Origin of the sequence: Actinomadura barringtoniae, assembly GCF_017573505.1 — a bacterium.
In the GTDB taxonomy this organism is placed as follows: Bacteria; Actinomycetota; Actinomycetes; order Streptosporangiales; family Streptosporangiaceae; genus Spirillospora; species Spirillospora barringtoniae.
Genome location: NZ_JAGEOJ010000024.1, coordinates 141,922 through 156,337, shown reverse-complemented (window position 1 = coordinate 156,337; position 14,416 = coordinate 141,922). Strand labels below are relative to the sequence as shown.

At 72.0% G+C, this 14,416-nt stretch carries 13 protein-coding genes; 7 read left to right on the top strand and 6 right to left on the bottom strand.

The window, feature by feature from the left end; all coding sequences use genetic code 11:
* The first annotated feature begins 27 nt into the window (after positions 1-27).
* Positions 28-813, top strand: coding sequence for an RNA ligase family protein (locus J4573_RS44185; RefSeq protein WP_208262309.1), 786 nt, complete (start codon positions 28-30; stop codon positions 811-813).
* Positions 800-1,924, top strand: a complete 1,125-nt coding sequence (locus tag J4573_RS44180) for an AAA family ATPase (protein WP_208262307.1) — start codon at positions 800-802, stop codon at positions 1,922-1,924. Before J4573_RS44185 ends, J4573_RS44180 begins: the two co-directional genes overlap by 14 nt.
* A gap of 280 nt (positions 1,925-2,204) precedes the next feature.
* On the opposite strand, the gene J4573_RS44175 is transcribed toward J4573_RS44180, so the two are convergent.
* The 3 genes from J4573_RS44175 to J4573_RS44165 are packed head-to-tail and all read right to left on the bottom strand — an operon-like array spanning position 2,205 to position 5,248.
* Positions 2,205-2,984: an alpha/beta fold hydrolase gene (locus J4573_RS44175; protein WP_208262306.1), complete on the bottom strand. Its 780-nt coding sequence runs from the start codon at positions 2,982-2,984 to the stop codon at positions 2,205-2,207.
* A 60-nt stretch (positions 2,985-3,044) separates the two neighbouring features.
* The gene (locus J4573_RS44170; protein WP_208262305.1) at positions 3,045-3,998 is read right to left on the bottom strand and encodes an alpha/beta hydrolase; all 954 of its coding nucleotides are present in this window, start codon (positions 3,996-3,998) and stop codon (positions 3,045-3,047) included.
* Between the two features lie 38 nt (positions 3,999-4,036).
* Entirely contained in the window at positions 4,037-5,248 is a 1,212-nt protein-coding gene (locus tag J4573_RS44165) for an MFS transporter (protein ID WP_208262304.1), read from the bottom strand.
* Between the two features lie 47 nt (positions 5,249-5,295).
* Here J4573_RS44165 and J4573_RS54815 point away from each other — a divergent pair, with 47 nt between their 5' ends.
* Entirely contained in the window at positions 5,296-6,921 is a 1,626-nt protein-coding gene (locus tag J4573_RS54815; RefSeq protein ID WP_307797410.1) for an aminotransferase-like domain-containing protein, read from the top strand.
* A gap of 62 nt (positions 6,922-6,983) precedes the next feature.
* Entirely contained in the window at positions 6,984-7,736 is a 753-nt protein-coding gene (locus tag J4573_RS44150) for an SDR family oxidoreductase (protein WP_307797408.1), read from the top strand.
* Positions 7,737-7,791: 55 nt separating this feature from the next.
* On the opposite strand, the gene J4573_RS44145 is transcribed toward J4573_RS44150, so the two are convergent.
* Positions 7,792-8,961: an alpha/beta hydrolase gene (locus tag J4573_RS44145; protein ID WP_208262303.1), complete on the bottom strand. Its 1,170-nt coding sequence runs from the start codon at positions 8,959-8,961 to the stop codon at positions 7,792-7,794.
* A 152-nt stretch (positions 8,962-9,113) separates the two neighbouring features.
* Between J4573_RS44145 and J4573_RS56440 the strand changes: the two genes are divergently transcribed.
* Together J4573_RS56440 and J4573_RS44135 are read left to right on the top strand one after the other, a co-directional pair.
* Positions 9,114-10,268 (top strand): sensor histidine kinase, encoded by a 1,155-nt coding sequence (locus J4573_RS56440; RefSeq protein WP_307797407.1) that lies wholly within the window; start codon positions 9,114-9,116, stop codon positions 10,266-10,268.
* Positions 10,256-10,927 (top strand): response regulator, encoded by a 672-nt coding sequence (locus tag J4573_RS44135; protein ID WP_208262302.1) that lies wholly within the window; start codon positions 10,256-10,258, stop codon positions 10,925-10,927. The genes J4573_RS56440 and J4573_RS44135 overlap by 13 nt, the downstream gene beginning before the upstream one ends.
* Before the next feature lie 65 nt (positions 10,928-10,992).
* On the opposite strand, the gene J4573_RS55720 is transcribed toward J4573_RS44135, so the two are convergent.
* A complete protein-coding gene (locus J4573_RS55720) occupies positions 10,993-11,940 on the bottom strand; it encodes a helix-turn-helix transcriptional regulator (protein WP_307797406.1) in 948 nt (315 codons plus the stop codon).
* 82 nt (positions 11,941-12,022) lie between these two features.
* Between J4573_RS55720 and J4573_RS44125 the strand changes: the two genes are divergently transcribed.
* A complete protein-coding gene (locus J4573_RS44125) occupies positions 12,023-12,763 on the top strand; it encodes an alpha/beta fold hydrolase (RefSeq protein ID WP_208262301.1) in 741 nt (246 codons plus the stop codon).
* 212 nt (positions 12,764-12,975) lie between these two features.
* Here J4573_RS44125 and J4573_RS44120 read toward each other — a convergent pair whose 3' ends face one another.
* Complete coding sequence (locus J4573_RS44120) at positions 12,976-14,409, bottom strand: MFS transporter (protein ID WP_243774563.1); 1,434 nt, start codon at positions 14,407-14,409, stop codon at positions 12,976-12,978.
* Between the last annotated feature and the right edge of the window lie 7 nt (positions 14,410-14,416).

Sequence of the window (14,416 nt, the reverse complement as noted above, 5' to 3'; positions counted from 1 at the left end):
TGCTCACCGTTCGCTACAACGGTGAGCATGCTTCACAAGTACCCCCGGACCCGGCACATCGAGGGCTCCCGGCTTCAGCCCGGAGACCACGATCTCGCCGCCGTGCCCTTCCGGGCCATCGCCGGGCGGTATCTGGTGGTGGAGGAGAAGCTGGACGGCGCCAACTCCGGCATCAGCTTCTCCTCCGAGGGGGAACTGCGGCTGCAGAGCCGCGGGCATTTCCTCACCGGAGGACCCCGCGAGCGGCAGTTCGGGCCCCTGAAGGCCTGGGCCGCCTCCGTTCAGCACGTTCTGTGGGAACGGCTCGGCGACCGCTACGTCCTGTACGGCGAGTGGCTGTACGCCAAGCACACGGTCTTCTACGACGCGCTCCCCCACTATTTCTGCGAGTTCGACGTCCTCGACCAAGTCGACGGCTCGTTCCTGTCCACCGACGCCCGCCGCGAGCTCCTCTCTGGCACGCCGGTCGTTTCGGTCCCCGTTCTGCACGAAGGCCCGCTGAAGGACGTGTCCGCTCTCACGGCGTTCGTCGGCCCCTCCACGTGCCGTACGCCAGCCTGGCGCGACGCGATGCTGGTCGCGGCCAAGGCGGGCGGCGCCGATCCCGAACGGGTCGCGCAGGAGTCCGACACCTCCGACGAGATGGAGGGCCTCTACATCAAGGTCGAGGAGGACGGGAAGACGGTCGACCGCTACAAGTGGGTCCGGCCGAGCTTCCTCACCGCCATCCTCGACGCGGGCACGCACTGGCAGGACCGCCCGATCGTCGCCAACGGGCTCGCCGATCCGGGGGTGCTCTATGCAGGTGTTTGAGGACCTGTGCCCGGCGCCGCCACACTGGCAGGTGCCGTGGCCGGAGATCCGGGAAACGTTCGACTGGGTGCGGAACCTGGCGGGCGTTCCGCAGGACGCGATCCACCACGCCGAGGGCGACGTTGAGATCCACACCCGGATGGCCTGCGAGGCGCTGGCCGCGCTGCCCGAGTGGCGTGCGCGCCCGGTCGCCGAACGCGTCCGGCTGTTCACGACGGTGCTGATGCACGACATCGCCAAGCCGTTCTGCACGCAGATCGACGAGGGCGGGCGGATCACCGCGCACGGGCACTCGCGGCGCGGCGACCTGATGGTGCGCCGGATCCTGTGGGAGCTCGGCGCGCCGATCGCCTGGCGTGAGCACGTCGCCGCGCTGGTGCGCCATCACCAGGTGCCGTTCTGGGCGCTGGAACGCCCGGACCTGCAGCAGATCGCGTTCCGCGTCAGCCTGCTGGCGCGCAACGACGACCTGGTGCTGCTGGCCACCGCCGACATCCTCGGCCGTATCTGCGGCGACACCGCCGAGGTGCTGGAGAACATCGGGCTGTACGGGGAGTACTGCGCCGAGCAACAGTGCCTTGACCGGCCGCGCGAGTTCCCCTCCGACCACGCCCGCTTCTGGTACTTCCGCAAACCGGGCCGCGACCCGGGCTACGCCGCCTACGACGACACCCGCGTGACCGTGACCGTGCTGTCGGGACTGCCCGGCGTCGGCAAGGACCACTGGATCTCGGCGAACCGGCCGGACCTGCCCGTGGTGAGCCTGGACCGGCTGCGCGCTGAGATGGGCGTTCCGCCGACCGGCGACCAGCGCCCGGTGGCGGCCGCCGCGCACGAGCTGGCGCGCGAGCATCTGCGGGCCGCCCGCCCGTTCGTGTGGAACGCCACCAACGTGTCGCGGATGCTGCGCGAGCAGTGCACCGGGCTGATCGCCGACTACAAGGGCAGGATCGAGCTGGTCTCCCTGGAGGCCGCGCCCGCCGTCCTGCGAAGCCGCAACCGGGGCCGCACGGCCCCGGTCCCGGACGCCGTCATCGACCGCCTCGCCGGCCGCTGGGAACTCCCCGACCCCACCGAAGCCCACCAGGTCGAATGGGTCACCACCGGCTGACCGAGCAACCGCCCGCCCGCCAAGACCACCTACCGAATGACGGCCGGGCGGGCGCCTTGCACCTGAACACCACGCCCTGAGCACCACGCCTTGGCCACCACGCCCTGGCCACCACGCCCTGGCCACCACGCCCTGGCCACCACGCCCTGGCCACCACGCCCTGGCCACCACGCCCTGGCCACCACGCCCTGGCCACCACGCCCTGGCCACCACGTTAAGCCGACGGCGGTCGGCCGAGGCGCCGGGGTGGCCGAGACGTGGGCAGGTGGTGGGCTGGTGGTCAGGTGGCGAAGAACTCGGTCACGATGGGTGCCAGGGCCTCGGCTTGGACGCCGTGGTTCTGTCCGGCGACGATGCGCAGGTCGGCGCCCGGGACGGCCTTGGCGGTGGCCTGGACCGCGAGCTCCAGGAAGCCGTGGCTCTCGCCACCGCCCAGCACGAGCGTGGGCGTCTCGAGCGCGGCGTAGCGTTCGGGGACCAGCCCGTCGGCCATGAACGTGTAGTCGTAGACCAGGGTGTGCGCGATGCGTTCGATGCCCTGCCACCAGGGCTGCTGCCGCATCTGCGCGACGACGCTCTCGGGCATCCCCGTCTTCATGAAGAACTGCGCCACCACGTCGCCGTGGCGACCTTCGGCGAGCAGGGACTGGATTTCAGCGATCTCCTCCCTCGCACGGGCGGGCGCCTCCGGGTCGTCGACGGAGAACGGTGCCTCCCACAGCGCCAGCTTGTCGATCGGTACGCCGGCGGCAGCGGCGTCCAGCGCGATGGCGGCCCCGGAGGAGAAGCCGAGCACGCAGGCAGGCCCGTCGCCCGCCGCGATGACGGCCGCGAGGTCCTCGATCTCACGCTGCGGCGCGTACGGCTCGGTGTCGCCGCTGTCGCCGCGGCCCCGGCGGTCGTAGTTGAGCACGGTGAACCGTTCGGACAGCAGCTCGGCGTGCGGCGCGTCGCTGTGCCGCGTGCACGTCGCGCCCGAGACCAGCACCACCACCGGGCCGGTGCCCGAACGTTCGAACGCGATCTCGGTGCCGTCGGCCGAACGTACTTTCTCGATCATCGTGCCTCCCGATCCGGGCATTCCTCAGGTCGGAGTGTGGACCCGGCCGGGGACGAAAACTCATCGGCCGACGGCGCGCCCGATGAACTCGGCCTGTTTGTCCAGCTCCCGCTTGGAGATCGTCAGGGGGTAGGCGGTGAAGCCGTGCACCGCCTCGGCGACGATCTCCAGTTCGGCGGCGTTGCCGGCGGCGCGCCAGCGGGCGGCCATGAACAGGCTGTCGTCCAGCAGCGGGTCTGCGCTGCCGACGACGAAGCGGGCGGGCGGCATCCCGCGCAGGTCCGCGTACAGCGGGGAGTACGCGGGGTCGCGGCATTCCTCGCGGTCGCGGTCCGGCAGGAACTGCTTGTAGAACCACAGCATGGTCGCCGTGGGGATGACCAGCAGTTCGTCGGCGTACCGCTGGCTCGGGCTGAGCCCCAGGTCGAAGACGCCGAACGTGAGCTGCGCCGCGCTGAAGTGGCGGGCGTCCTCCCCGAGGCGCAGCAGGGTCGTGGCGCTGAGGTGGCCGCCCGCCGACTCTCCTCCGATCACGAGCCGGTCGGTGCCGAACTCGGCCTGCGCCTCCGCGATGAGCCACCGCGCGACGTCCTCGCAGTCGTCGGGCCCCGCGGGGTAGGGATGCTCGGGCGCCAGCCGGTAGTCGACGCTGACGACCGCGACGCCCGCCGACTGGGCCAGCTGCCACAGCATCGGGTCTTGCCCGTCGACCGCGCCGAGCGTCCAACCGCCGCCGTGAATGTGCAGGTAGACGCCGCGCGCCTGGCTGGGCCGGAAGATCCGTACGGGGATGTCGCCGGAACGGCCGGGCACCGCCGAGTCGTTCCCCTCGGGCAGCCGCACCGGCGCCGGGAACGGCCCGTCTCCGCGTGCCCGGGCCGCCCGGGTCGCGGGAGGGTCGTCGACCTCGTACGGGGCGGGGATGCTCGCGAGCAGTTCCGCCAGGCTGCGGTTGAACTCCCGGGTCTCGTCCGCGACGTCCTCGCCGGTCGTGATGACTCCGTCGATCTCCATGACACCGGAGTCTGCGCCCGCCCGTACGAGCTCAGCGCTCACCGCGAAGGTGACATTGGCTTCACCAGATCACCCGAGTCGCGCAGGCGGCCGAGCCTCAGCCTCAGCCTCGGCGGCCAAGCCCAGGCAGCCAGGCCGAGCAGCATGCACGACGCGCCGACCGCCGAGACCGCGCTCCAGCCGCCTGCCCTGAACGCGGCCGTGCCCGCGGCCGATCCCGCGACGCCGCCCAGCGTGTAGGCGGTCATGTAGACCGAGGCGATCCGCGAACGCGCGCCCTGAACGAGCCCGTAGACGACGCTCATGTTGAGCAGGTGGGTGCCGGAGATCGCCACGTCCACCACCAGGACGCCGACGATCAGCCAGGCCAGGCTCCGTTCACCCGCCCACAGCGCCGCGTACGAGAGGACGCCGAGCGCGAGCAGAGCACCGGTCAGCGGCCGCTGCCACCCCCGGTCGGCGGCCCGCCCCGAGGGCCTGGCCACGATCGCCCCCGCAGCCCCGACCAGCGCGAACGCACCGATTTCGGCTCCGCTGTATCTGAAGTGGGGCCCGGCCAGGAGGTAGGCGATGGTCGCCCAGAACGCGCCGAAGGCCGCGAACACGCACGCGCCGATCATCGACCGGCGCCGCAGCACGGGCTCGGTCACGGCCAGCCGAACGGTTTCCCTCAGCTGCGCCCGGTAGCCGATCGCCAGCTCCGGCGGCGCCGAGTCCATCACGCGGGCCGTCATCAGTGCCAGGAGAGCCGTGATGACGGCCGCGACCACGAACATCCCGCGCCATCCGGCCACCTCGCCGACCAGCCCGGCGACCGTTCGGGACAGCAGCACGCCGGTGAGCGACCCCATCACCATCGTTCCGACCGCCCGGCCCCGCTCGTGCTCGGCGGCGATGGTGGCCGCGTACGGCAGCAGGATCTGCAAAACGCTGGAGGTGGCGACGCCCAGCACCGTTCCGGCGACCAGCAGCAGCCCGACGCCGGGGGCCGCCGCGGTGACCACCAGGGCCGCGACCTCAACGCACAGCAGCACGCAGACAAGCAGCCGCCGCCGGACGATGTCGCCGAGCGGGACCACCAGCACCAGGCCGAGCGCGTAGCCCACCTGGTTGAGCGTGACGAGGCTCCCCACCCCCGCGCTGCCGCCGAACGAGGCTTCGATCTGCGGCAGAAGCGGCTGGCAGTAGTAGAGGTTGGCGACCGTGAGGCCGTTAGTGAGGGCGAGAAGCCAGATGGTCCGTGAGGTCACGCCAGCGACGTTAAGGCGCGAATGGGCTAGAGCTAAGATCCAATACTGTGAGCGAATCCTGGCCCACTTTCGGCGTCGACCTGCTTCTGGAGCTCGATCCGGCCACCGGCCGTCGTGTCGGGCTGGAGCAGGCGCTCCGCGATGCCGTACGGTCCGGGCGGCTCACGCCGGACGCGCGGCTGCCCGCCAGCCGCAGGCTCGCCGCCGACCTGGGCCTGTCACGCGGGACCGTACGGGCGGCCTACGACCAGCTGATCGCCGAGGGCTACCTGGTCGCCCACCAGGGATCGGGCACCCGCGTCGCACGGCTCCCCCACGACGAGCCCGCTCCTGGCCCTGCTCCGCCGCTCCTCGATCCACCACGCGGTGAACGCCCGCGACACGATCTGCGGCCGGGCAGCCCGGACGTCTCGGCGTTCCCCACGGCGGCCTGGCTGAGGTCGGCGCGCAAGGCACTCGTGGCGGCGCCGGCCGAGGCGTACGGCTATGGCGATCCGCGCGGCCGGATCGAGTTGCGCACGGCGCTGGCCGAATACCTGGGGCGTGCGCGCGGCGTCTCCGCGTCCCCGGACCTGATCGTGATCACCAACGGCTACGTTCAGGCGCTCGCCCTGCTCACCCGCGCTCTCGCCGAGACCGGCACCGGCACCGGAGCCTGCGCCAACGTCAGCCTCGACGCCCGCATTGGCACCGGGGCTGACGTTGGCCTTCGCACAGGCGTTGGCGGTGGCATTCAAACCGGCGCTGACGTTGGTACTCGCACCGGCGGTCGCGGTGGCGGTGCCGTTCGCGCCGACGTTGACGTTGGTACTCGCGTTGGCGTTGGCGGTGGCGTTCGCAGGCGTGCGGCTACGATCGCGATGGAGGACCCGGGCGCGCCGTTCCACCGCGAGGTCGTGCGGCGCAACGGCGGCGAGGTCGTCGCGCTACCGGTCGACGGCCTGGGAGCGCGGACCGATCTGCTGTCCACCAGCGCGTTCCCCGATATGAGCGCGGTCGAGGTGACGCCCGCCCACCAGTACCCGACCGGCGAGACGCTGCACCCGGACCGGCGCCGAGCGCTCACCGACTGGGCGCGTGACTCCGGTGGCCTGGTACTGGAGAACGACTACGACGGCGAGTTCCGCTTCGACCGGCAGCCCGTGGGCGCGGTGCAGGGCACGGCGCCCGACCATGTCGTCTACCTCGGAACGGCCTCCAAGACGCTCGGCCCGGCCCTGCGCCTGGGCTGGATGGTGGTGCCGCCTCGGCTGCTCGAGCCGGTCGTGGAGGCCAAGCGCTTCAGCGATCACCACACCGAGACGATCGGTCAGCTGACGTTCGCCGACTTCATCGACCGGCACGCCTATGACCGCCACATCCGCACGTGCCGCCTGCGCTATCAGCGGCGCCGCGACCGCCTGGTGGAACGCATCGGGAGCCGGTTCGTGGTGAACGGTGTCGCGGCTGGCCTGCACGCGCTGATCGACCTGCCCGCCGGTGGCCCCACCGAGCTCAACGTCATCGAGGAGGCGGCCTCGCGCGGGCTGGAGGTCGGACGCCTGGGCGACCGCTGGCACGAGCCCGGCGATCACCCGCAGGGGCTGGTCGTCGGCTACGCGACGCCCGCCGAGCACGCCTACGCCGCGGCGCTCGACGCCCTGGCGGGTTCACTGGCTGCGGCGGCCGGGTGACTCGCGGCGCCTGGCAGACTCAATCCCGAGGATCAATGACGCTTCGAAGGGGACGGTGACCCGTGGACGCTCCCACCCAGGTGGCTCTGGTGACCGGTGCAGGTTCGGGGATCGGCGCGGCCGTCGCGAAGGCGCTGATCGACGCGGGCTGGCAGGTGGCGCTCGCGGGCCGCCGCAGCGAGCCTCTCGAAGAGATCGCCGAGTCCGCCGAAACCCAGACCATCGCCGTGCCCACCGATGTCACCTCGCCGGAGTCGGTCGAGGCGCTCTTCACGGCCGTCCATGACCGGTGGGGGCGGCTGGATCTGCTGGTGAACAACGCCGGGCAGTTCGGCAGCCCGTCCCCTGTCGAGGACTTCTCGTACGAGCAGTGGCGCGCGGTGATCGACACCAACCTGACCGGCTCGTTCCTGTGCGCCCAGCAGGCGTTCCGCCTCATGAAGGACCAGAGCCCGCGGGGCGGCCGCATCATCAACAACGGCTCGCTGTCGGCGCACACGCCGCGCCCGAACTCGATCGCCTACACCTCCAGCAAGCACGCCATGACCGGGCTGACCAAGACGCTGTCGCTGGAGGGCCGGCGGCACGGCATCGCGTGCGGGCAGATCGACATCGGCAACGCCGCCACCGACATGACCAGCGCGTTCGGCACCGGGACGCTGCAGGCCGACGACTCGCTGAACTCCGAGCCGGTGATGGACGTCAAGAACGTGGTGGACGGCGTCCTCTACATGGCGGGCCTGCCGCTGGACGCCAACGTCCAGTTCATGACCGTGATGGCCACCGCGATGCCCTCGTTCGTCGGCCGCGGCTGAACACACGTCCGAAGCCCAAGCCCGAGCCGAAGCCCGGACTGCACGCGGCCGTTCCTCAGGCGCGGTCATCGGTGTCCTGCCGGGACCTGACCCAGGCGGCGAACGCCTCGGCGGCGTCGACGACGCGGTCGAAGCGCAGCGAGTGGAACAGGTCGAAGGAGTGCTGGGCGCCGGGCAGCTCGGCGTAGATGACCGGGTTGGCGGAGGCGCCGCGCAGCGTGCCGACAAAGTCGCGTGCCGCCTGCACGGGTACGAGGGAGTCGGCGTCGCCGTGGACGACCAGGAACGGGGGCGCGTCCTCGCGGACGTAGGCCATGGGCGTCGACGTCCCTTCGGGGTGCCCGTAGTAGTCGCCGTAGTAGCCGTACAGGCAGATGGCGCCGGTGATGGAGGTGTCGGCGGTCTCGAAGCCCGCCTGATAGGCGGGGTCGTTCTGGGTGAGCGCGCACAGGGCGGTCATATGGGCGCCCGCTGAGCTGCCCGACATGAAGAGGGTGTCGGTGTCGGCGCCGTACTCGTGGCCGTGCTCGCGCGCCCACGCGATGACCTTCTTGGCGTCGGTGAGGTGGTCGAGGAAGTCGGCCTTGGGCCGCAGCCGGTAGTTAGCGCTGATGCAGACCCATCCCTGGCCGGCCAGCCGGTTGAGGAGCGGCCTGGCCTCGCGGTTCTTGCGGCCGCTGTAGTAGCCGCCGCCGTGGAAGTAGACCAGGACCGGGCCGCCCTTGGGGGCCGAACGGTGGCGGTAGACGTCCAGGCGGTTGCGCTTGCCCGCGTCGCCGTAGCTGAGGTTGGCGATCCGCTTCACGTCCCGCCGCCAGATGAAGAGCCCGACCAGGATCCGCCCGTACGGGAGCCGCCGACGCAGGCCGTCGGCCAAATCCGGAGCCAGCGACTCCCGCCATCCGCCGCCCAGGGCGTCGCGGAAAGCGTTCTCGATCGAGGGACCGGCCGTCAGCTGCCGCCGGATCACGACCACCAAACCCACGGCGGCCGCGACCGCGACCCCGGCGGTGATCTTGGCGCCCAGCGATCCCAGGTCCTGCTGCGCGGCGGCGATCAGCGTGGAGCCCAGCAGCAGGAACAGCGCCATGAACGGGACCTCGTTCGGCACGATGCCTGCCCGGAAGGTCAGGCCGGCCAGCCGCTCCGGCCGACGCAGCGGGTACAGCGCGGCAGCCGTGCCGCACGCGATGAGCGCCACACTGAACAGATATCCGTAGGGCACCGGAGGCCTCCTTGCTCGGGGAGTTCCCACAGTGCCGCCTGGGCGGAGGGCTCGGCATCGGCCGCGAGACGGGAGCGGTTGCGACGAGAGTGGGGGCGACCACCTACTTTCGTCGGTGTCGGCGCGAGCGGGCACGGAGCTAGCCTGAGCCCGTGAATACCGAGGTCAAGCGTCCGCCGATCCCGTTCGCCGCGGAGGCGGGCGTGATCGTGGCGATGGCCGCCATGATCGGCGTGACGGTCTGGGGCCAGTTCGTCGCGCGTCCCGGGTCGGCGCTGCCCTGGCTGGACGTCGCGATCGGCGTCCTCAGCCTGGCGCTGATGCCGGTCCTGCTGCGGTGGCCGATCGCCGGGGCGCTCGTGCTGACCGCCCTGGCGACCCTGTCACCGGCGGCGACGGCGCCCGCCACGGTCGCGGCCCTGCTGGTGGCGCAGCGCCGCCGTTTCCCGGTCGCGCTGGCGGTGGCGGCCGCCGGTGTCGCGGCGCATGTGGTGCAGGGGTTGTGGCGGCCCAGCGGGGGGATCTCGTTCGGCTGGTGGCTGGCGCTGATCGTGATCAGTTACGGGGCGCTGGTCGGCTGGGGAACGCTCGGCCAGGCACGCCGAGCGCTGCTGGACTCGTTGCGTGAACGGGCCCGGCGGGCCGAGGCCGAGCAGGGCCGCCGGGTCGCCGAGGCACGGATGATGGAACGGACCCGGATCGCCCGCGAGATGCACGACGTTCTGGCGCATCGCCTCTCGCTCCTGGCGACCTACGCGGGCGCGCTGGAGTACCGGCCCGACGCCCCTCCCGAGCAGCTGGCCAAGGCCGCGGGCGTGGTCCGCGACGGCGCGCACCTGGCCCTCGACGAGCTCCGCCAGGTGATCATCGTGCTGCGCGAGGACGACGAGGAGGGCGAGAGCTCCCGTCCCCAGCCCGTCCTGGCCGACCTCCCCCGCCTGGTCGAGGAGTCGCGCGACGCCGGAGGCGAAGTAGAACTGACCGACACGACCGTGGACGCCGCCACGCTGCCCGCCGCCACCGCCCGGACCGTCTACCGCGTCGTCCAAGAGGGCCTGACCAACGCACGCAAGCACGCCGCAGGGCGCCAGGTCTGCGTGGCCCTCGAAGGAAGCCCCGGCGACCGGCTGGTCATCGACATCCGCAACCGCCTCCCCGCCGACCCCGGCGCGGCGCCGTCGATCCCCGGCAGCGGCACCGGTCTGGTCGGCCTGACCGAGCGGGTGCGGCTGGCGGGCGGGAGCCTCGACCACCAGGTGACCGGCGGGGAGTTCCGGCTGCACGCCTGGCTACCATGGCCCGCGTGAACCACCCGCCCCGCGCGCTGCGCGTGCTGATCGTCGACGACGACCCCCTGGTCCGCGCGGGCCTGTCCATGATGATCAACGGCGCGGGCGGCATCGAGGTGGTCGGCGAGGCGGCCGACGGCGCCGAGGTGCCCGCGGCCGCCGACGCGCACGCACCCGACGTGGTGCTCATGGACCTGCGGATGCCCCGGGTGGACGGCATCACCGCGACCGGCCGCCTCCGCGAACGCGCGGACCCGCCCGAGGTGATCGTGCTGACCACGTTCGACACCGACGAGAACATCCTGCACGCGCTGCGGGCCGGGGCGAGCGGCTTCCTGCTCAAGGACACCCCGCCCGCCAGGATCGTCGAGGCGATCACCTCGGTCGCGGCCGGAGAGCCGATCCTGTCGCCGCAGATCACCCGCCGCCTGATGGACCGCACCGCCGTACAGGCCGGAGCCTACGAACGCGCCCGCGCCGCGCTCGCCGGCCTCAGCCCGCGCGAGAACGAAGTGGTCCTGGCGATCGCGCGAGGCCACAGCAACGCCGAGATCGCCACCGAGCTCTACATGACCGTGGCGACCGTCAAAGCCCACGTGTCCCACATCCTCACCAAGCTCGACCTGGACAACCGCACCCAGATCGCCCTCCTAGCCCACGACGCCGGCCTGGCCTAGCCCCCGCCCGGCCCGTCACCCACCACCTCACTCACGCCGCGCTGGTGGTGGTGGCGTGGTGGGGGTTAGCGGTTGGCTTGGGCGCGGAGGTGGTCGCTGAAGTCTCGGACGGCGGAGCGGAGGGCTTCGGGGCGGCGGATGGTGAAGGGCCAGCCGAGGCCGGCGAGCATGTGGGCCATGCCGTCCAGGCGTTCGGCGCGGGTGAGCATGAGGACTCCGCCGTCGGTCTCGGTAAGGGTGGCGGTGGAGGCGGGGATGCGGCGGCGGGCCTGGTCCAGGGTGGTCTCCAGGACGACCTCGACCTCGTGGCGGTAGGGGACCTCGGCCAGGGAACGGGTGACGTGCTGGACGGGGTCTACGCCGTCGGGGACCTCGTAGGTCTCCTCCCCCGCCTCGGCCGACAGGACGCGGTCGACGCGGAAGGTGCGGACCTCGCCGCTGTGGTGGTCGTGACCGGTGACGTACCAGCGGCCGGAGTGGAAGACCAGGCCGTAGGGGTCCAGGTCGCGGGTGCTCTCGCCGCCCTGCCATGAGCGGTAGCGCAGGTGGACCCGGCGCTGGTCGCGAGCGGCTGCGGCGAGGGTGAGGAGGGCGGCGGTGCCGGGTGCGGTGCCGTCGCGGGCGGCGAGGGTGAAGCCGAGTGTCTCTTGGAGTGCCTGGACTCGTTCGCGCAGGGCGGTGGGCAGGACGCGCTGGACCTTGGCGAGGGCGGTCTCGGTGGAGTCGCCGGGCAGGCCGAGGCGCCGCCCGGCGATCAGGCCGAGGACGACGGCGGTCGCCTCGTCGTCGCTGAGCATGAGCGGCGGGAGCTTGTAGCCGGGCATGAGGCCGTAGCCGCCGTAGCGGCCGCGGTCGGCAACGACAGGGATGCCGAGTTCTTCCAGGCGGGCGGCGTAGCGGCGGACCGTGCGCTCGTCCACGCCCAGGCGCTCGGCGAGCTCGGCGCCGCCGATGCGGTGGTGGGCCTGCAGCAGTTCCAGCATCGCCAGAACGCGGGTCGTCGGATGTGACACAGGTCACTCTCTTTATCCGGGCGGGAGTTGTCCGGTATCAACCGTACGTTGAAGACATCACCAACGAGGAGAGGATCTCGAGATGGCGACATATGTGCTGGTCCCCGGCTTCTGGCTCGGCGCGTGGGCGTGGGACGAGGTGGCCGCGGACCTGCGCGCGGCGGGTCACGAGGTGTTCGCGGTGACGCTCACGGGGCTGGCCGAACGGGCGGGCGAGCTGACCCGGGACGTGGGCGTGCAGACTCACGTCGCCGACATCACGGGGGTGATCGAGGACAACGATCTGCGCGAGGTGATCCTGGTGCTGCACAGCGGCGCCAACGTTCCGGGAACGGGGGCCGCCGACCGGATTCCCGAGCGGATCAAGCGGGTCGTGTATGTCGACACCGGGCCGCTGCCGTCGGGGATGCGCGGCATCGAGTTCTTCGACCCCGAGGAGCAGGCGGCGACCGTCAAGCAGGTGGAGAGCGAGGGTGAGGGGTGGAAGATCCCAGTGCGCGATCTGGACCCGGCCGCTGATCCGCAGTTGCTGGCCGGGCTCACGGCCGAGCACCTCGAGGAGTTCGCCCGGCGCGGGACGCCGCAGCCGTACGCGTCGTGGGACGAGGCGATGACGCGGCCCGAGCCGTTGCCGAGCACGCCCAAGACGCTGGTGCTCAACACTTTCCCGCTCGCGGCGGTGGAGCAGATGGCCTCGGCGGGCATTCCGGCGTTCGCGCTGATGAGCGGGCCGGAGTGGACCTACCGGGAGCTGCCGACGGGGCACTGGCCGATGTTCTCCACGCCGCACGAGCTCGCCGAAATCCTCGCGGCCGACGCCTGACGGTTCCTCGCGAACGGGTAAGGCCCGGCGGACGAGTGTGCGTCTGCCGGGCCTTGCGTTCGCTCAGATCAGGGTTCGCTCAGATCAGGGTTCGCTCAGATCGGGGTTCGTTCAGGTCAGGTCTCGCGCAGGTGAAAGTTCGCGCAGGTGAGGGTTCGCGCAGGTGAGGGTTCGCTCGGGTGAGGGTGTGCTCAGGTGAGGGTGTGCTCAGGTCAGGGCGCTGGGTCCTTCTTGCCGGTGATGAGGAAGACCGCGGCTGCGGCCAGGCACAGGAAGGCGGCCGCTCCTAGGCTCGCGACGTTGAAGCCGTACACGGCCGACTCGGCGCGGGTGGCGGCGTGGTGGTGGGCGGCGGCGGTTCCGGCGATGGTGCTGAGCAGGGCGGTGCCGAGGGAGGCGCCGATCTGCTGGGAGGTCATCACCATGGCGCCCGCGACGGCGGTGTCGGGGCCCGCGCCGAGTGTGGCGATGCTGTTGGCGGCGACCAGGGACCAGCCCGCTCCGGCGCCGACCAGGGCGAGCACCGGCAGGACGTGCAGCCAGTAGCCGCTGTCGGCTCGCACCGTGCCGAGCAGGCCGAGCCCGGCGGCGATGGTCAGCAGGCCCGGGGCGAGCAGGAGCCGGACGGAGGCTCGTGCGAGCAGGCGGCTGACCGCGCGGACCCCGAGCATGAGCCCGGCGGTGATGGGCAGGAACGCCACGCCTGCCCGCACGGGCGAGTAGTGCAGGACGTTCTGCAGGTAGAAGGTCAGGAAGAACAGCGCGGCGAACATGCCGACCGCCAGGCTGAACACCGCCAGGTAGGAGCCGCCGCGGCGCCTGTTCAGCACCACCCGCAAAGGCAGCAGCGGCGACCCGGCCTTGCGCTGCACGAGCACGAACGCCGTCAGTACGAGCACGCCGCCGACCAGCGGCAGGAACGTGACCGGCGCGCCCCAGCCGTCGGGCTCGGCGCGGGCGAAGCCGAAGACCAGGCCCATCAGCCCGGCGGTGGCCAGCACGGCGCCCGCCCAGTCGATGCGGACGCCCTCGACGCGCGGCGCGGGCCGGACGGCGTAGAGGACCCCGGCGGCGGCGAGCGCGGCGACGGGCAGGTTGACGAACATGCACCAGCGCCAGTCGAGGTAGTCGGTGAGCACTCCGCCGAGCAGGACGCCGAGGCCCGACGCGCTGCCCATCGCGGTGCCGTAGATGCCGAACGCCTTGCCGCGTTCGGCGGGCAGGGGGAACGAGGCGGCGAGGGTGGCCAGCACCGCCGGGGTGAGCAGCGCGCCGAAGACGCCCTGCAGGCCGCGCGAGGCCAGCAGCATCGCGGGGCTGGTGGCGGCGCCGCCGAGGGCGGAGGCCATCGCGAAGCCGGTCAGCCCGATGAGCAGGCTGCGGCGGCGTCCGGCCAGGTCGGACAGGCGGCCGCCGAGCAGCAGCAGGCCGCCGTAGCAGAGGGCGAAGAGGGTCACCACCCATTGGCGGGTGGGGTCGGACATGTGCAGGGTGCGCTGCACCGAGGGCAGCGCGATGTTCACGATCGTGAGGTCGATCCCGATCATCAGCTGGGCGGTCGCGACCGCGGCGAGCGCCCACCAGCGGCGGGGGTCGGGGACGGCGGCGCCGGCGGGGGCCCGCGTCGTGCTCGTGGTGGTGGTCAAGGCGTTC

What these genes read in the sequence shown, in the direction of transcription:
- J4573_RS44185 (WP_208262309.1), top strand. Translation starts at nt 28, where the DNA reads ATGCTTCACAAGTACCCCCGGACCCGGCACATCGAGGGCTCCCGGCTT.
- J4573_RS44180 (WP_208262307.1), top strand. Translation starts at nt 800, where the DNA reads ATGCAGGTGTTTGAGGACCTGTGCCCGGCGCCGCCACACTGGCAGGTG.
- J4573_RS44175 (WP_208262306.1), bottom strand. Translation starts at nt 2,984, where the DNA reads ATGATCGAGAAAGTACGTTCGGCCGACGGCACCGAGATCGCGTTCGAA.
- J4573_RS44170 (WP_208262305.1), bottom strand. Translation starts at nt 3,998, where the DNA reads ATGGAGATCGACGGAGTCATCACGACCGGCGAGGACGTCGCGGACGAG.
- J4573_RS44135 (WP_208262302.1), top strand. Translation starts at nt 10,256, where the DNA reads ATGGCCCGCGTGAACCACCCGCCCCGCGCGCTGCGCGTGCTGATCGTC.
- J4573_RS44125 (WP_208262301.1), top strand. Translation starts at nt 12,023, where the DNA reads ATGGCGACATATGTGCTGGTCCCCGGCTTCTGGCTCGGCGCGTGGGCG.